This window comes from Bdellovibrio sp. HCB288 (assembly GCF_047305935.1).
Taxonomy (GTDB): domain Bacteria; phylum Bdellovibrionota; class Bdellovibrionia; order Bdellovibrionales; family Bdellovibrionaceae; genus Bdellovibrio.
Window position 1 is genome coordinate 1393591 of record NZ_CP178619.1, and the last position, 17636, is coordinate 1411226.

The following is a 17636-nucleotide window of genomic DNA, read 5'->3' on the forward strand; positions in this document are numbered from 1 at the left end:
TTCAACAACGAGCTACCGTTAAGACTATCCGACCTTTTTAAAGATCGAATCCATCACTGAACGCGATTCAGTGCGACCGTTCTCAACAAAGTAAATCAAATCATCAACGATTTGAACGTCTCTGTTGTTCACGGGCATGAACTTCACGCCGCATCCGATTGAGTTTGCCCAAATAACGTGAGCAGCAACCTTGCGCTCTCTTCCAGCAACGATAAAAATCAGATGCAATTTTTCGTTGGCTCTAACCATTCCGCCTGCGAACTCTAAAAAGGCTCCCGAGATGCTGATATTCTTAAGCGTGCCTGTAGTCTCCTCACGCGCATAATTACGCTTGAAAGAAACCTCTAGGTTTAGAGGGGTTCTTGGTGCTGGAACTTTTAAAGTGTCCTCCACATTAACTCCTTATTTTGCTTAAAGTAGCTATTAACCTTTCGGAATTGCGGGCAAAAAATTAAGAGCTTGGCATGAAAATAACCGAAAATTATGGTTACAGCGCGATAACGGGGGTGTCTCATAAAGATACTTAACCTATTGAAATTGTGAAGTTTTACACTAACTCAAAGAGTCTCAATATTAGGCGTTTCAGGACCCATTTCAAATGTGAGACGGCTCGGGAAATGCGACCCCAGCAATTGCTTTTCCCATTGACAACACCCCCGCGTTTCTAGGAAATTGGGGTAAAGCACACAGTAATAGGTCCAGTCGGACCCTACTTCCTAAAGATCTCTCTTTTTCTTTTTTTAAATCCCACAAGGAGAATTCGTTTGTCCGAACCAAAAGATTCACAAGGCGTTGAAGTCGTTAAGAAACGTACTCGTACGACAAAATCTGCCGATGCAGCACCAGTAGATGCTGCCCCAGAGGCTAAAGCCGCACCTGTTGCCGCTGAACCTCCAAAAGAACAAGCCGCTGCCCCAGCACCTGCTGCTGAAGCCTCCGCAGCTGCTCCTAGCGCTCCACAAGAGCCGCAACAACAGCAACAACAACAAAGACAAGATCGCCCGCAACAACACCAACGTCGTGAGTTCCGTCCGAACAATCGCGACAATAGAGATAACCGCGACCGCGGTGATCGTGGCGACCGTAATGACAGAAATGACCGTGGAGATCGTAATGATCGCAATCGTCATGACCGTGATCGTGGCAACAATCAACGTCGCGACTTTCACCGCAACAGAGAAGATCATCAGCCAGCTGGTGACGATCAAAACGTAACAGCGCAACCAGATGTTGATTTGGCTGATATCCAACTGACGGACGAGGAAAAATCCTGGTTGTCGTCTAAGGATTTGAAATCCAAAAACATCACTCAGCTAACAGAGCTTGCGAACAAACTTAAAATTGAAAATGCTGCCGGTCTTCGCCGTCAGGATATGATTTTCGAAATTTTGAAACGTGCAGCGAAACTTGGTCAGGACATTTACGGTTCTGGTGTTCTTGAAATCCTGCCAGATGGCTACGGTTTCTTGCGTTCTCCAGATTATAACTACCTACCGGGTCCGGATGATATCTACGTTTCTCCTTCTCAAATCCGTCGTTTCGGCTTGAGAACAGGTGACACCGTTACCGGAACAGTTCGTCCACCAAAAGAGGGCGAGCGTTACTTTGCTCTATTGAAAGTTGATTCTCTAAACTTCGAGACAACCGAAAAAGGTAAAGACAAAATCCTATTCGACAACTTGACGCCGCTTTATCCAAATCAGCGTTTGAAACTTGAACACACACCAGGCGATTACACGACTCGTGTTGTGGACTTGATGGCACCACTTGGTAAAGGTCAACGTGCCTTGATCGTGGCCCCTCCAAGAACGGGTAAAACTGTTCTTATGCAACAAATCGCAAATGCGATTACGGCAAATCACCCTGAAGTGAAGTTGATCGTTCTATTGATCGATGAACGTCCGGAAGAGGTGACTGACATGCAACGTACTGTAAAAGGTGAAGTTGTATCGTCGACGTTCGATGAGCCACCAACTCGTCACGTTCAGGTTGCAGAGATGGTTATCGAGAAAGCAAAACGTCTGGTTGAGCACAAGCATGACGTTGTTATCTTGCTCGACTCTATCACTCGTTTGGCTCGTGCATACAATACGGTAGTTCCTCCATCTGGTAAAATCTTGTCGGGTGGTGTGGATTCCAACGCCCTTCACAAACCAAAACGTTTCTTCGGTGCTGCTCGTAACATCGAAGAGGGTGGATCTTTGACGATCATCGCAACAGCGTTGATCGATACAGGTTCTCGTATGGATGAAGTTATCTTCGAGGAATTTAAAGGTACTGGTAATGCCGAGATCCACTTGGATCGTAAGCTTATGGAAAAACGTATCTTCCCTTGTATGGACATCAATAAATCAGGAACTCGTAAAGAGGACTTGTTGATTGATAAAGCGGACTTGAACCGTCTGTGGATCCTAAGAAAAGTATTGGCACCGATGAACGTTGTCGATGCGATGGACTTCTTGTTGGATAAAGTGGGTAACACGAAATCCAATGCAGACTTCTTGAAAGCGATGTCCGGTAACGGATAACGGGCTTTGCCCGCGAGAAGCGAAATTCGAAAATGGAAAGGGAGTCGCGAGACTCCCTTTTTCTTTTTAGCGGCAGTGAGTTGGTCTTCCGCGGTCGTCAAACATCAAGCTGTCGCGGCAATTTCGTTTGCGGCAGTTTACTTCGTGCATTTTTCCTTTTCTTGGCATGAAGAATCTTCCGTCGTTGCATTGTCTGGATTGTAAATTCAGATAGCTGTTGTTGGAGCAATAGGTATCGGCGACTCTCGCTCCGTCTGAGCTATAACAATACGAATTCACTTGGTAGTAGTTAGACAGATTGGCGCAGTAGCTGTAGTCCACAGCAGTTGAACCATTGTAGCACTGGCCATTTGAAACCGAGTATGCAGTTGTTGCAGCGGCACCACCGCTGCTGCCGCCGCTGTCACAGGAGATCAGAAACAAAGCCAGCAAAGTGGCGCCTATTGGTAAGCAGAAATTCTTCATAAGTGTTCCTCCGAATTGTATCCGGAGGAAGTTATGCCATCGAAATGTGGAATAATTGTGATGATGAGTGTCGCTAAGATTAATTTACAAGAATGGAGCCTCGTTGGGCCCACTATGAATTACTTAATAATACTGTAGCCGATGCGGGAGCTGAGCTTCTTTTTTAGATGATCAGTCTCGCAACCGCCATACATGCTGCCATTCACGACGCCCTCAAATGGATAAATGAAATCAGACATCCCATCGCTGCCGTTCTTAGTGGTGTCGATCATTAAAGACCCCTGAACGCCGACAACCGTGATCAGAATTTTTCCGTGCTTGTTAAAAATGACTTTTGCCACACCCTCTTTGTCGTTGGAGCCTGGTGCGCTATGAACCAATTTATTGGTGTCCGAATTATAAGTGAGGTTAAAAAACGGCTCGGTGAAAAAGCAGTAGATCTTTTCCGCGCGGGCAGCCTGTGTAGACAGCAAAACCGCGGCGATCGGCATCAATAGTTTCATATTTAACTCCTTGGAGGAGGCAATATGTTGGAGGTGGCGCGGTTACACAAGTTTCAATCAGGCAAGAGTTCCAGAGGGGGAAGGTCTGGATTTTAGAGGATTCGGGGGCTTTTGGGGATAAAACTGTGGAAATCCCAAAATTAGTCTAATTCATTGATATTATGAGATATTTTATTAACTAGTTGTGGTAGTTTAGGTCTTCGGAGCTGCCAAAAAAAGCAGCGATTAATGCTCGACAGCGGGAAACCCCTGTGTTACATCCTTACAGCTTAAGACCCACAGGTTAAATTAATTAAAAGGAATCAGGTCATGAAACAAAACCTACATCCAAAAGTGAACACAGTCGTATTCAAAGATATTTCTTGCGACTTCATGTTCTTGGGAACATCCACTCTTCATTCTAACGAAATGGTTAAATGGGAAGATGGTAAAGAATATCCACTAGTTAAAGTTGAGATCTCTTCAGCGTCTCACCCATTCTTCACTGGTAAACAGCGTGTAATGGATACTGAAGGTCGTATCGATCGTTTCAAAAAACGTTACGGCAAAAAGTAAATTGCAGACCTCCGTCAGGAGGACTCTCTTATGTGAAATGCGGTTCCTCATTCGAACCGCATTTTCATTTCTGAATACCAACTCGATCTTGCAGCAGACCTAGGAGCAATCCCCATGTTCTCGAAATTGGAAGAAGTTGAATCACGTTACGAAGAAGTGAATTTATCACTTCAACGTCCCGACATTGCTTCAAACCAAACACAATACCGCGCTCTTATGAAAGAGCTTGGGAACTTGGAAAAGATTGTTATCCCTTTCCGCGATTACAAGAAAAAGACTGAGAATCTTAAAGCCAGCAAAGAACTTTTGACGGCAGAACAAGATCCAGAAATGCGCGAGTTGATCCGTGAAGAAGTGAAAGAGCTCGAAGCAGCTCTTCCCGCTCTTGAAGCAGAACTAAAAATCGCATTGATCCCGAAAGATCCAAACGACGACAAGAATATCATCTTGGAGATTCGTGCGGGTGCTGGTGGTGACGAAGCTTCATTGTTCGCGGAAGAAATGTTCCGTGGTTACACTCACTATGCTTCTTCTCAGGGCTGGAAAGTGGAAGTCATTTCGTTCTCCGAGGGTAACGTCGGCGGTGCGAAAGAGATCATCGCTTCTGTTTCCGGGGACTCTGTATTCAGTAAATTGAAATTCGAATCTGGCGTTCACCGCGTTCAGCGTGTTCCAGCTACTGAGGCTGCGGGTCGTATTCATACGTCCACCGTAACAGTTGCCGTAATCCCTGAGGTGGAAATCAAAGAAGTGAACATCCCAATGTCTGACGTGCGCATTGAAACTATGCGTTCCCAGGGTTCGGGTGGTCAGTCCGTAAATAGAACTGAGTCAGCAGTACGTGTTGTGCATTTGCCAACAGGTCTTGATGTGAAGTGCCAAGAGGGTAAATCCCAATCGGCCAACAGAGAGCGTGCTTTCCAGATCCTTTACGCGAAACTTCAACAAATCGAAGACGACAAAGCTCGTAAAGAAGCTTCTGACGTTCGTTTGGACCAAATCGGTACCGGCGATCGCTCTGAGCGCATCCGTACTTACAACTTCCCTCAGACTCGTATCACTGATCACCGTATCGGTCTTACCATCCATCAGCTGGATCAAGTCATGAGCGGATCTTTTGGGTTGCTGATTGACCCACTCGTTGCTAACTTCCAAGCAGAGGCACTTAAAAAACAAACCTCTGCTTAGGTTGAATGAAACTCAAAGAAGTACTCGACAAAACCACTGCCTTTTTCAAAGACAAGAAAATAGAGACTCCGCGCCTTGATGCGGAGTTGTTGTTCGCTCATTCCCTAAAGCTTGAGCGTATTCAACTGTACCTGAAATTCGACCAACCTCTGTCCGAAGTGGAGTTGTCAGGTTTGCGTGAATTAGTTCGCCGTCGTGGTCAAGGTGAGCCGGTGGCTTATATTCTGGGCTACCGTGACTTCTATAAATCCCGTTTTGAAGTCAGCCCTGCGACACTTATTCCCCGCCCTGAAACGGAACAAATCGTTGAAGAGGTGCTGGTTTGGGCAAAAGACAAAGAAAAGCCTTATACGATTGTTGACCTGGGAACAGGCACTGGCTGTCTGGGGCTGAGCATCCTTAAGGAATTGCCAAATGCAAAACTGGTTTCCGTGGATATGTCAGCCGGGGCAATTGAGGTCGCAAAACGCAATGCTATGAATTTGGGACTCGCGGATCGTGTGAAATTTGTTAATGTTGATGCTGCCAATGTTGATCTTGTTATGGAATCTTGCAGGAACTTCATGGGACAGAACACGATAGACATACTAGTCTCTAATCCTCCCTATATTGCGAACGATGACCCCGCAGTTCAGGAGAACGTAAGAAAGTTCGAACCATCCACTGCACTATTCGCAGAAGAAAATGGATTAGCACTTTTGAAATCGTGGACCAAGGCGTATGCTCCTTATCTGTCGTCAGAGTCTGTGACGATGATGGAAATGGGTATGAGCCAGGGCTCTGTTATGCAGAGCTGCTATACTGATTTAGAAATTTTTAAAAACGTGCGCGTTCTGAAGGACCTTTCAGGACTTGATCGAGTGATCGCAGGAGTTAAGCATGGATAAAATGGTTGTGATGGGCAACGGCCCACTAAAAGGTACAGTTGCAGCAAGTGGCGCTAAGAACGCGGCTTTGCCAATTCTATTTTCTACATTGCTTGCAGAAGGCAATCACGTATTCACAAACATGCCGAAGCTTAAGGATATCGAATCCACTTCTGAATTGTTGAACAGCCTGGGCTGTGAAACAAAATGGGTTGGCGAAGAGTTCCATGTGAACGTTAGCAAGCCTGCTTCTTTCGAAGCCTCTTACGACCTTGTTCGTAAAATGCGCGCAAGCTTCCTGTGCATGGGTCCGATGCTGGCAAAGTATGGCGAAGCTGTGGTTTCTCAACCAGGTGGTTGTGCTATCGGTTCTCGTCCAATCGATTTGCACTTGGATGGTTTCAAAGCGTTGGGTGCAACGATCACGCAAAAAGAAGGTTACGTTCACGCGGGCTCTCCAAAACTTCAAGGTTCAACATTCTTGTTTGAAACTGTGACAGTGGGTGGAACTGAGAACGTGATGATGGCGGCGACTCTTGCAAAAGGTGTCACTCTCCTTGAAAACGCAGCAAAAGAACCAGAGATCGTGGATCTTGCAGAGTATCTGAACAAGATGGGTGCAAAGATCACAGGTCACGGAACTTCTGTAATTCGCATTGAAGGTGTTGAATCGCTTAAGCCGGCAAAACACGCCATCATGCCAGATCGTATCGAGGCGGGCACATTGTTGATTGCGGGTGCAATCACGAAGGGCCAAGTAACGGTTACGAAGTGTGTTCCGGCTCACTTGGAAGCATTGATTTTGAAAATGCGTGAAGCTGGTTTCAAAATCGAAACAACAAAAGATTCAATGACAGTATTCCCTGCAGATAAATGGGAAGCGGTTGACGTAACAACTGCTCCTCACCCGCTTTTCCCAACCGATCTTCAAGCTCAGTTCATGGCCTTGATGACTGTGGCAAACGGAACAAGTGTGATTACTGAAACAGTTTTCGAAAACCGCTTCATGCACGTTACTGAACTTTGCCGCTTGGGATCGGACATCACTCCAAAAACCAGAGTGGCAGTGATCCGCGGAAACCCAGGAAAACTTACTGGTGCTCCGGTAATGGCAACAGACCTTCGTGCTTCTGCATCGTTGGTGCTTGCTGGTTTGATTGCTTCTGGTGAAACAGTAGTGAGCCGCATCTACCACTTGGATCGTGGATATGAAAAACTAGAAGACAAATTGTCTTCCCTAGGTGCAAACATCCGCCGCCAAGAATAGAAGTCATAGAAATTCAAAAAACAAGTAAAGGCAGGACCCAAAATCCTGCCTTTTTTCATTCCATTTGTCGCGGGTTCAAGCCCCGGCGATCAACCCAGTTTTAACGCTTCTGAGGATGGCTAAGCTGTCCAAACATTTGACATCGTTTACTTATTTCCAAGCCCATTTATCCTCTGTGGATCTGAATCCCAGTTGCATTTACAACTGCATATTCAGGAGTGTTGATGAAACTGCAGTTTGCTGTTTTAGCCATTATAGTATTGGGAGCTTATTCAAGCTTCGCACAGGTGGTGTCGTCGACCTCGTCAGTTAAATCATCCTCAGAAAAGAAATTTGAATTTTCGAACTCACTCCAATTGGGTTATGTTTATAATCGTCTTTCGATGAATACCGAAGGGGCGAAAGAGAAGAACGATGTTTTATACGAACCAACAAGTCCTGACAACTTTGCAATCGGATGGTCTAATCGTCCGTTGGGGATTTCTTTAAGCGCAAAGTTTGCTGAAGGCAGACAACTGGACAGACAAGTAAGGACGGCTCGCGACGACTACCAAATTCGTTATTTGAAAGAGCAGTTTGGGTTAGAACTAATCTATCAAAGGTATGCCGGATTTGAAGCAAGCGGAAAGTACGGACAATCTATGCCAACAGCAGATTCCGTTCGTTCAAATCTGACATTAACCATGTACAAAGCGCAGGTTGAATGGAAAGTTCTTGGTATTGGTGCTTTGGGATACTTTGGCGCGAGCTGGGAGAAACCAAAGCAAGACGGAGCAGGATATTACTTGCTGTCGAGTATCTCACAAGTTGAAGTCACGAGCCCAACGCCGTTCTTACCTCAGCTTTACGCATCTGCCTTTGGCGAAGACGCTACGATCACATCTGGAACCTATCAAAGTCTTCAAATAGGAGTCGGTGCCTCATACGTGTGGCAGTGGGAAAGATTTTATATCGCTATATACGGCGGAGCCCAAGGTGGACCACAAAAACAGATCTACAAAACCACAAATCGTGATGAAGACGCCTTCAAGGTATCTTGGACAATGGAGTCTAAGTTCGCTCTAGGATACGACTTCGGAAATTGGTTCATCAATGGTGTTGCTCATACACACCCATTAACTGTAGACCTCAAAGACACAAAGCTTTCCTTCTCTACCCAGGAAGCCGGCATTTACGCAGGTACCAGATTCTAAAAAACAAAAACGTCTTCGTGCGCAAGAGCCATCTAATAAATCCCCCCTGTTGCCCAATTGTTTGAACATGTCTCAACAAACCCAGCAAAATTCAGCGAAAGCAATTTGAGCTGCCCGTCCGAAGAGAGGCCTTCGGCGGCGCATGGATGCGCGAACCGGCATAGCCGGCGCCGATGAGTCACGATGACGTGCCGACCGCAGCGACGGGTAGAACAAATTGATTTCGATGAATCTTCGATCGAGCGTTCTTGTTGGAAAAAAGGCAAAAAAAAGGGCCAGCAAGGAGGGGATTTATGCTGACCCTGTTAGAACTTAAAAAAATGATCTCAGCCCACGGAGGGGATTGGGGCTGAGACCCTAATGATTACTGAGTAACCTCAGAGATACCAAGCACTACGAAGACGACCGTTTTGCTCCCGAAAACCATTCCAGGGAGGGGATCCACAGAATGACTTCCATAATTGGGAGCAAGTTGATGCTCTTGCTCGATACCGCTAATCATAACTTTGAAACCAACAAAAGGTGTAAGGTCGAAGTCTGATTGAAGAAGAACTGTGTTTTGAGATTCAAGAACTAAAACAAAAGTTCCATCAGCCAAAACCGCAACTTCACCTACACGTGTCGAATAGTTGTAGTTGGAAGAATCTGTAACTTCAGCGCCATCGATTGCATTATTTGGCAACACGCCTGCACGAGCCACTGCGGAAATCGCAAGGACTAGCAAGATGTAGAAAGCAATCAGAGCATTTTTAATCACAGAGAGTATCCCCCAAAAACTAAAAGACTCTTCTACCTAGAGCAAGGTCTGTGCCAATCTGAGACACTCGCCAAATCTAATAGGTTATAGATGAGGGTCGGATTCAGAGGGAAGTAAACTCAATTCGGAACTAGGGGTAATTCCAAGGTGGAACTTCAGTTCAACTTTGGAACCACTTAACTTGACCAAAGCACAGACTGAGACGGTTGTTCCCCGACAGGTTGGTCGTTTGACAAAAAAGTCAGTATTATTAAGCATCTATGTCGCGCATACAAGTCACCTGGGTAGTACGAACACGAAGTGGCCAAGTTAAAGGCCCTTATTCCACTGAAGCCATTCTTCGCATGATTGGTGAGGGTGTCTTTTCGGGTCAGGAAATGATTTCGAAACTGCCAGATGGTCAGTGGTCTCAGATTTCCAAAGAGCCTGCATTCTACGACAAACTTTTGGAAGCACTTGAAGGTGTCGTTGATGTCGACCCTAAAAAAGTTCAAAAGATGGAGGCCGAGACGGTCATCATGAAGCCCACCTCTTCCGGGCAAACGGGATCTTCTACGATGCCAGGTGGTCCGACGAAGGAAAGCCTTGCGAATATTTCCATCGATAAAAATAAAACACGCAAGGTGGATATCTACGACTCCCCGGTGCACGCTCCCCCGACGTATATTCCCGGCACGGTGTCCTCGAATACGACGACTCAGGCAGCGGGAGGCGGCGGTGGCTCCGTAATTGATCTTTCCAATCTTCGTAACATGGAGAAAACGGAAATCGCAAAAACGTTGAAGCTTCCACTGATTGCTTTGGCAGCGATTGTTCTGATTGGTGTTTTCTTGCTATGGGATACGGGTCCTTCGCGCGGAGACAAAATTAATCTGTTGGCTCCGGGTCACAGCACATCACAAATGAGTGGTGCTGATGCCAAGAAAAAACTTAATGAAGCAATTAGCGCCATGGAGTTCGATACTTTTGAATCTTATCTTGAAGCGCAAAACAAACTGGTTTCCATCGTGGAAGGTTCGCCGACCAATTTGGAGGTCCGTGGTCTTTTGTGTGTGGTTTATCGTGAGCTTTGGCCGTTTGCCAAACAAGATGCGCAGGATTTCAAAACAATTGCTGCTGTTACTCAGTCGACTCGAGCGATCAACGTTGTCAGTCCCTATGGTCGCGTTTGTGAGGCGGTAAAACTGCTTACTTCAGGTAAATTCCGTGAAGCTCGTGGCAGTATTGAAGCGACCTTGGATAGCTCTGAACCGTTTTCCCTGCTTCCGATTCTTTACGCCTACAAAGCTGAATTATTAGAGGGTGAAAAAGACTACAACAACGCCGTACCTTATTTCGAAAAAGCGACGCAAATGTGGGATCGCTGGCTTCATCCGCAAGTGATGCTGGGAAAACTGTATATGGCGCAGAATCAGTTTAATGAGGCTTCACAATCTTTCAGAAAAGTTCTGGCGCAAAATCCCAAACATCGTGAAGCCAAACTCCTGATGGGTATCAACGAGTATCGTGGTTTCAAAAAAGCGGACGTTGCATTCGGCCTGTTGAATTCAGCGATGGAATCAAAGAGTGCCGTGTTTCCTCCAATAGAGGCAATGGGTTACCAGGTGCTGGCGGAAATCTATGTTGAGCGGAATGAAAAAAGAAAAGCTTTGGATGCCGCTCAAGAGGGTTTCCGTCTGAATCCGAACAACTCCCAGTTGCGCCAGTTGGTTCTGCGTCTGGGGGGTTCGGATAAAGTCAGCGGTGGAAAAAATCAAAATAGTGAATTGCTGTTCCTGGGTGATCAGTATGTGCGCCAGGGTGACTACCTAGCGGCTCAGGCTGAATTCAAAGCTGCGTTTGAAGCTGATCCCAAGAACGGAACGGCGGCAGTGAAAGCTGCGAAAGCATTGTGGCAACTGAATCAAAGTTTTGAAGCGATTGAATGGTTGAATAAAGCCATTAAGGCCGAGCCAAAACTGGTTTCTGCTTATGTGACTCAGGCGGATTATCTGACTCAGCGATTTGATTTTAAGGGTGCCACCCGAGTTTTGACAGCGGCAGTTCGCTTTGCTCCGAATAACTACGAAGTCTTGAGGGGTTTGTCGTTGATGGAGTATCGCCGTAACAACATGGCGGGTGCGGTGAATTACGGAATGCGTGCATTGAAAGCTTATGACGGCGATATCGATACGTATATTCTGCTCGCAAAGGCCAATGGCGCATTGGCGTTGTCGATCATGCCTTTGAATAAAAAAGAAATTGAAAGAAAAGATGCAGCTGCGAAGGATTCGGTTCGTTTTGCAACCAAGGCCGTGGAAATCGACGGCACCAATCCTGATGCGCAAATCACCTACGCAAAAATGTTGGCATCCACCAACGGCGTGGATGCGGGTGTCACCTATCTGAATGAATTGATTAAGCGCTTTTCGTACACGTTGGATTACCGGATTGCTTTGGCGGAAGTTCATAAATCGGAGGACCGCTATTCGCAGTCCAAGGAAATTTATGAGCGCGTCGTTGAGGCGGATCAAAAGAATAAAAAGGCGTGGCTGGGTTTGGGTGAAAGTTATAAAGCCCTCGGGATGAATGATAAGGCGTTGAAGGCGTTCTTGCAGGCCGCGATTCTTGATCCGACGGATGGGGAAGCTTTGTTCCAGGCAGGCAAACTGTACTTGGAAACATCTCGCTATGATGCTGCCATTGAGCAATTCAAACGGGTGCAGCGTCTGAACGCGAACTACCCTCGCACCTGGTATTATATTGGACGTGCGGCTTTTGCTTCTGGTGATTTAAATGGGGCGGCAGAGGCTGCCAAGCAGGAAAAGAAGCTGAATCCGAATGTAGCTGACGCTTACGTTCTGGCGGCAGAGGTTTATTCCGCTCGCAAACAGTTTACTGAATGTGCCGGGGAGTACTCTCAAGCTATGAAGCTTCGTCCCCAAGGAGCAGAAATCTACGTCAAAGCAGCTCAGTGTTACCGTCAGTCGGCTTCTTTGGAAGTGGCAGAAGACATGTTGGCTCTGGCAGCGGCCCGGGAAAGCGGCTACGCGGATATCTATCGCGAGCAAGGTGCGATCTATGAGACCCGGGGAGATATTCGCTCCGCAGCACAGGCGTACAATAAATATCTAGGGCTCTCCCCAAATGCCCCGGATCGTGCTGAAATAGAAAATAAGTTAAACCGAATGGGCAACTAGGAACGTCAACGGAGGATGCCACAATGGGTATCGGCGATAAACTAAGCAGTTTTTCAAATAATGTTCAAGAGGGCGTAAAGTCCACAACCATGACTGTTCTGCACATTTTGTTGCGACTGATCACTGGATTTTTTGTTGGTATGACGCTGGCTTTGATCGGTCAGGAACTGATCGGCTACGGAACTTTTGCTCTGATTTTTGCAACTGTGGTAGTGATGTCAGTCATCATGAAGCTCCTGTCGCAATGGAGTTTTGCGCAAATCTTAATTTTTGATCTGATTGTCGTCCTTGTCGGGATGCTATTAAGAATGTATATACTGGTCGCACCTTAAACGAGGACTTCTGAACAATGATCGACATTAAACTTCTGGAAAAAAAAGCTGAAAACGGCACTTCTTATTACGATGAGTATAAGCAGGCATTGATCAATCGTGGCGGTACTCCGGAAATCCTGGATCAAATCATGGAGCTTAATAAAAAGCGCAAAGAGATGATCGCACAGGCCGAGACTGCAAAAGCCAATCAAAATAAACTGAGCGGCGAAATCGGAAAACTAAAACGCGAAGGCAAAGACGCTTCGTCGTTGTTGGCAGAAGTTGATACGATCAAAGGCTCCGTGAAAGATCTTGAAGCGAAAGCTGCTGAGGCGGACCAACAGGTTATTAATTTGGCTCTTGTGATGCCAAACAAACCGCATTCCTCTGTTCCTGTCGGTGCGTCTGGGGATGAAAACGTAGTTCTAAAAACTTGGGGCGAACCAACGAAGTTTGGATTCAAGGCGAAAGAACACTGGGAATTGGGCGAGAAGCTGAACATCATCGATTTCGAACGCGCGGGTAAAACCACGGGGACTCGCTTTGCCTTCCTAAAGGGGGCAGCGGCTCAGATGGAGCGCGGTCTTATTCAGTTCATGATGGATTTACACTCTACTCGCCATGGTTACACTGAAATGATTCCACCGTTCATGGTGAATTCAAACAGTCTGACTGGTACTGGTAACTTTCCGAAATTCAAAGAAGACGTTTTCCATTTGGAAGGCTCTGATCTTTATTTGATTCCGACAGCGGAAGTTCCTGTTACGAATTACTATAATAATGAAATCCTGGATGAAACTTATCTTCCGCAAAGCTTCTGTGCTTACTCCCCTTGCTTCCGTTCTGAAGCAGGCAGTGCCGGTCGCGATACGAAAGGTTTGATTCGTCAGCATCAGTTCGACAAAGTTGAGTTGATGACTTTCTGTCATCCGGATAAGTCTTATGAAATTCACGAGGCTTTGACGTCTCATGCAGAGCAGGTTTTGATCGATCTTGAGCTTCCATTCCGCCGCATGCTTTTGTGCACGGGTGATATGGGCTTTGGATCTGCAAGAACTCATGACTTGGAAGTATGGCTTCCGGGACAGGGAGCTTATCGCGAGATCAGCTCATGCTCAAACTTCGAAGACTTCCAGGCTCGCCGTGCGAATATTCGCTTCCGCAGTCTTGGCGGCAAGCCTCAGTTCGTCCATACTTTGAATGGTTCCGCCCTGGCGGTGGGACGTACATTGGTGGCGATTCTTGAGAACTACCAACGTGAAGACGGCTCAGTGGCGATTCCTAAGGCACTACAGAAGTACATGGGTGGAAAAACCGAGATCCGCTAGTCAGCTAGCCGGGTCTCTTTTAAATATCACTCCGCGTCATTACAACAACCGCTTGAAAACCCCCGTCAAAACCCATAGAACGTTCGACGGAGAGTTGGTAGAGTGGTTGAATACACCAGTCTTGAAAACTGGCAGCCCTTCGCGGGGCTCGAGGGTTCGAATCCCTCACTCTCCGCCATTTAAAAAGCGATCCTTAGTGATCGCTTTTTTTATTTCTAAGCCTGTCTAATTTTAAAATCTAAGGATTCTTGTTCATCGTGCAGAAGATCTTTGTGCTTTGAGGGCCGAAGCCGCCGTAAGTGATGTAGTAAATCATTTTGGTTTCTGGATTTTGGCGCATGTAATAGACGACGTTTGGAACTCCTTCGGAGTTGTAGATCTCTACTCTGGAAGCATTGCTGCCTTCTTTGATTCGCGCATTTTGTTTGGCGAAATCCGAAGCTTCCTGACGAGCTTTTGTCAGATCCCAATTTGCATAGGGATTCTCAGGATAGAAGTAAGCAAAGTTCGTAGAGAAATATGTCGTGCCGTCTTCAAGTTGGTCGATCAACAACTCTGCATAGTGCTCGTGATCAGGTCCAATTCCGCCCAAGTGAAAACATCCGCCACTGTAAACTCCGGGCTCTTGACTGACTGTATGTGGAGTGTAGTTGAAACCAGAAAGTATGGATTTCATAACTTTTGTGCATTTCAAACTGTCACATGCGTCTTCTGGAAGTTCTGAAATCATTGGTGCAGCGTTAGCAAGACCTGCGCACAGTGCGATAACAGCAAAAATAATTCGTTTCATGTTGTGTCCCCTCACTATAAAAGCATAAATTTTCTTTGGAGGCGGTCAATTGGTTTGTGATATGCTTCCACCTGAATTTACAAAGGAACGACACTATGTCTCAGATTATCGACATCATTCTGCATCTTGATCAGCATTTGGTTCAATGGATGGCTTATTTCGGGCCGTGGATTTATGTGATTATGTTCCTGGTGATCTTCTGTGAAACTGGCTTGGTCGTGACGCCGTTCCTGCCAGGTGATTCTTTGTTGTTTGCTTTGGGTGCATTGACGACGGTAGAGGGCGGATTGAATCTTTGGATTCTGCTGGCGTCACTGACTATCGCCGGAATTATTGGTGATACCGTTAACTATCACATCGGTAAATATCTTGGGCCAAAGGTGTTTGATATCGACAGTCGCTTTTTCAAAAAACAATACTTGATCGATACGCAGAACTTTTATGACAAATGGGGCGCTTTCACGATCGTGGCTGCACGCTTTGCACCGATCGTCAGAACGTTCGCTCCGTTCGTGGCGGGTATTGGCAGCATGAAGTACCGAAAGTTTGTTACTTACAACGTTATTGGTGCTGTGGTTTGGGTGTTTACATTCATCCTGGCAGGACACTTCTTTGGTAACCTGCCGATTGTGAAAAGAAATTTCCACATCGTGATCTTTGGTGTAATCGGGGTTTCATTGATTCCGGTAATTTGGCCGATGGTAGCTTCGAAATTTAAAAAGGCCTAAGCGGCCTTTTTAAGTAGTTTCTTAAGATCGTTATTAGTCTCAAAGAAAACCGGATCCGTTGCTTTATAGTGATCAGCCAAATGCTTCACCACGAAGCTGCCGCTGGCGCGGAATAACGGATTCTTGGATTCCAAAAACTCTGCCAATTTTTTGGCAAGCTCACCATCGAAATTCTGTTTGCCCGTCACCAGCAACGCATCTGCGGAGACGCGGTTGTGGCTGGCATAAATATACTGTCGTAAAAAGCTTACATCTCGAGCCAGGTCACCAAGAACGATAATTGTATTCGCTTGAGTGCGTGGGTCTTTGTGCACAAGGCACTTTTCAAGTAATTCCAACAGAGAGCTTTCCACAAAGGCGTGCGGAACCAGATTGGATGCCAGTGAAATAACAGATGCCAAAACCTTGTCGCTGATATGCTTTTTTTGGTTCAGAGAATGAGTCACAGAAACCAGTTTTTCAAAAGCGGCCACCTGTTGCAGCGTCGTTTGATTCACCTTGAAAGTTTTTAGAACCGAGAAAACCCTGAAGAAGCTGATTTCGTCTTTTTCCTGAAGAGCTTTCTCAAGGAATTTATAGATACAAACCAGATCACTGTCGCTGCGATAGTACGTCAGTTTTTCAAGCTGATGGCGCCCCAGCAGGCGATCAATCGGCGCAAAGTCAGTGACTTTGCAAAGTGTCGCAGGTGTTGAGAAGCCTTTTAGCATTGTGCTTTTAGTTTCAGCGATGGTGCACAGATCCTGCACGGAGCTGCTTGCTTCACTATAGAAAGTAATGGAGCTCTTAACCTTGTCATCTACCTGACTTAGCAACCTAGCAGACTCAATCAAAGGCAATCCGGATAGGCCATAGCCCGAGTCCTGAGGAACAAAGCGGATTTTGCCAATGACGAAAGAGCCTTTCACTTTGAAATAGTGATCTGCTCCATCCGGAAGGTGATCTTCAATATCCTGAGCCACTTCAAAGACGGCGCGCAGACATGCCAGCGACATAGCTTGGGAGTTCACACCTTGGGATTCTTTGATGTGGAAAACAATCTCGTCACCAACATACTGATAAATAAGACCGTTATAGCGCTCGATGATTTCGCGAGAGCGGATAAAGTAGGAGTTCATCATATCACTGACGTACTCATCCTTCTTATCCAGGAAAATCTGCGTGTAGCCATTCAGATCAATACGCACCATTGATGTTTGGAATGCATAGGGTGGTTTTCTGCCGGATCTGATTTCATGAACAATCGCCGGAGTTAGAGTCTCGGTGTAGACTTTATTTTCGTAAGCAAGAGTCTTTTGTGTGGCCTCATATGTTTGAGCCGCATGCAAAAGAGTCGCGCCCTCTTTGGACAGGGATTTGATTTTCCCCATCTGTTGTCGGTCGCGGGACGACAGAACTCTGGTAAGGTCAATGATGTCTTTAAGGAATAGCCAAACGATCAATGACAGGAATGCTGTCACCGAAACCAGATCACGCAGGATCATGCCTTTATAATCCCACGCAGTCTGCATAATGATACGTGCTTTATTTTGGAAGACACCCACTGTCAGGCGATAATCCATAATTTTAATTGTGCGGAAGGCGATGTTTTCTGTTGCTAGAATTTGATTGAACACTTTGTAATCAGCATTGATGCTTTCTGCGTCGCCATCGTTATTGTGAAAGCTGACTACGTCACTGTTCTTTTGCAGGATATAGAAATGAATAAGATTAAGTTCACGAGCTTTGTCGAGATTTGCTTTTACCAAATCTGTGTTATCTGAAACCAAAGCTGAGATTTGACTGTCTTCAACGAAAGTCATTTGTGAATGTTTTGTTTCAATCACTTGCTCTGTCATTTCAGCAACGTTGAAATAAAACTGAGTCGCAGTAATACCCACGTAGCAAAGCCAAAAAGTTGCTACGATTAGAAGTACCATTGATTTGTTGCGTTTCAATTTAGACAACAAAAGCATTCTCCTTTAAGATGCCGACT

16 protein-coding genes and 1 tRNA gene are annotated in these 17636 nt (G+C 46.0%); 11 read left to right on the forward strand and 6 right to left on the reverse strand.

The window, feature by feature from the left end; all coding sequences use genetic code 11:
* Positions 1-24: 24 nt before the first annotated feature.
* Complete coding sequence (locus tag ACLVWR_RS06725; protein ID WP_340598241.1) at positions 25-393, reverse strand: PilZ domain-containing protein; 369 nt, start codon at positions 391-393, stop codon at positions 25-27.
* Positions 394-764: 371 nt separating this feature from the next.
* Here ACLVWR_RS06725 and rho point away from each other — a divergent pair, with 371 nt between their 5' ends.
* Complete coding sequence (gene rho / locus ACLVWR_RS06730; RefSeq protein WP_413583081.1) at positions 765-2528, forward strand: transcription termination factor Rho; 1764 nt, start codon at positions 765-767, stop codon at positions 2526-2528.
* Positions 2529-2594: 66 nt separating this feature from the next.
* Here rho and ACLVWR_RS06735 read toward each other — a convergent pair whose 3' ends face one another.
* Entirely contained in the window at positions 2595-2993 is a 399-nt protein-coding gene (locus ACLVWR_RS06735) for a hypothetical protein (protein ID WP_413583082.1), read from the reverse strand.
* A 119-nt stretch (positions 2994-3112) separates the two neighbouring features.
* The gene (locus tag ACLVWR_RS06740) at positions 3113-3496 is read right to left on the reverse strand and encodes a hypothetical protein (protein ID WP_413583083.1); all 384 of its coding nucleotides are present in this window, start codon (positions 3494-3496) and stop codon (positions 3113-3115) included.
* Between the two features lie 309 nt (positions 3497-3805).
* Between ACLVWR_RS06740 and ACLVWR_RS06745 the strand changes: the two genes are divergently transcribed.
* From ACLVWR_RS06745 to ACLVWR_RS06765, 5 genes are all read left to right on the forward strand, one after another.
* Positions 3806-4051: a type B 50S ribosomal protein L31 gene (locus ACLVWR_RS06745; protein WP_340598244.1), complete on the forward strand. Its 246-nt coding sequence runs from the start codon at positions 3806-3808 to the stop codon at positions 4049-4051.
* Positions 4052-4165: 114 nt separating this feature from the next.
* Positions 4166-5239 (forward strand): peptide chain release factor 1, encoded by a 1074-nt coding sequence (gene prfA, locus ACLVWR_RS06750; RefSeq protein ID WP_340598245.1) that lies wholly within the window; start codon positions 4166-4168, stop codon positions 5237-5239.
* A 5-nt stretch (positions 5240-5244) separates the two neighbouring features.
* Positions 5245-6126, forward strand: a complete 882-nt coding sequence (prmC, locus tag ACLVWR_RS06755; protein WP_413583084.1) for a peptide chain release factor N(5)-glutamine methyltransferase — start codon at positions 5245-5247, stop codon at positions 6124-6126.
* Entirely contained in the window at positions 6119-7372 is a 1254-nt protein-coding gene (gene murA / locus ACLVWR_RS06760; protein ID WP_413583085.1) for a UDP-N-acetylglucosamine 1-carboxyvinyltransferase, read from the forward strand. Before prmC ends, murA begins: the two co-directional genes overlap by 8 nt.
* Before the next feature lie 224 nt (positions 7373-7596).
* Positions 7597-8565 (forward strand): DUF4421 family protein, encoded by a 969-nt coding sequence (locus tag ACLVWR_RS06765; RefSeq protein WP_413583086.1) that lies wholly within the window; start codon positions 7597-7599, stop codon positions 8563-8565.
* A gap of 364 nt (positions 8566-8929) precedes the next feature.
* Here ACLVWR_RS06765 and ACLVWR_RS06770 read toward each other — a convergent pair whose 3' ends face one another.
* A complete protein-coding gene (locus tag ACLVWR_RS06770) occupies positions 8930-9322 on the reverse strand; it encodes a hypothetical protein (RefSeq protein ID WP_413583087.1) in 393 nt (130 codons plus the stop codon).
* 260 nt (positions 9323-9582) lie between these two features.
* On the opposite strand from ACLVWR_RS06770, the gene ACLVWR_RS06775 reads away from it, so the two are divergent.
* From ACLVWR_RS06775 to ACLVWR_RS06790, 4 genes are all read left to right on the forward strand, one after another.
* Positions 9583-12501 carry a tetratricopeptide repeat protein gene (locus ACLVWR_RS06775; protein ID WP_413583088.1) on the forward strand — a complete coding sequence of 973 codons (2919 nt, stop codon included), beginning with the start codon at positions 9583-9585 and terminating at the stop codon, positions 12499-12501.
* Positions 12502-12524: 23 nt separating this feature from the next.
* Positions 12525-12833, forward strand: coding sequence for a hypothetical protein (locus tag ACLVWR_RS06780; RefSeq protein WP_340598251.1), 309 nt, complete (start codon positions 12525-12527; stop codon positions 12831-12833).
* Between the two features lie 17 nt (positions 12834-12850).
* Positions 12851-14143, forward strand: a complete 1293-nt coding sequence (gene serS, locus ACLVWR_RS06785) for a serine--tRNA ligase (RefSeq protein ID WP_413583089.1) — start codon at positions 12851-12853, stop codon at positions 14141-14143.
* Between the two features lie 88 nt (positions 14144-14231).
* Positions 14232-14321: transfer RNA gene (locus ACLVWR_RS06790), tRNA-Ser, on the forward strand.
* A gap of 60 nt (positions 14322-14381) precedes the next feature.
* On the opposite strand, the gene ACLVWR_RS06795 is transcribed toward ACLVWR_RS06790, so the two are convergent.
* Positions 14382-14933 (reverse strand): hypothetical protein, encoded by a 552-nt coding sequence (locus tag ACLVWR_RS06795; RefSeq protein ID WP_413583090.1) that lies wholly within the window; start codon positions 14931-14933, stop codon positions 14382-14384.
* Between the two features lie 95 nt (positions 14934-15028).
* Here ACLVWR_RS06795 and ACLVWR_RS06800 point away from each other — a divergent pair, with 95 nt between their 5' ends.
* The gene (locus tag ACLVWR_RS06800) at positions 15029-15661 is read left to right on the forward strand and encodes a DedA family protein (protein WP_413583091.1); all 633 of its coding nucleotides are present in this window, start codon (positions 15029-15031) and stop codon (positions 15659-15661) included.
* On the opposite strand, the gene ACLVWR_RS06805 is transcribed toward ACLVWR_RS06800, so the two are convergent.
* Positions 15658-17616, reverse strand: a complete 1959-nt coding sequence (locus ACLVWR_RS06805) for an adenylate cyclase (protein WP_413583092.1) — start codon at positions 17614-17616, stop codon at positions 15658-15660. The genes ACLVWR_RS06800 and ACLVWR_RS06805 overlap by 4 nt on opposite strands.
* Between the last annotated feature and the right edge of the window lie 20 nt (positions 17617-17636).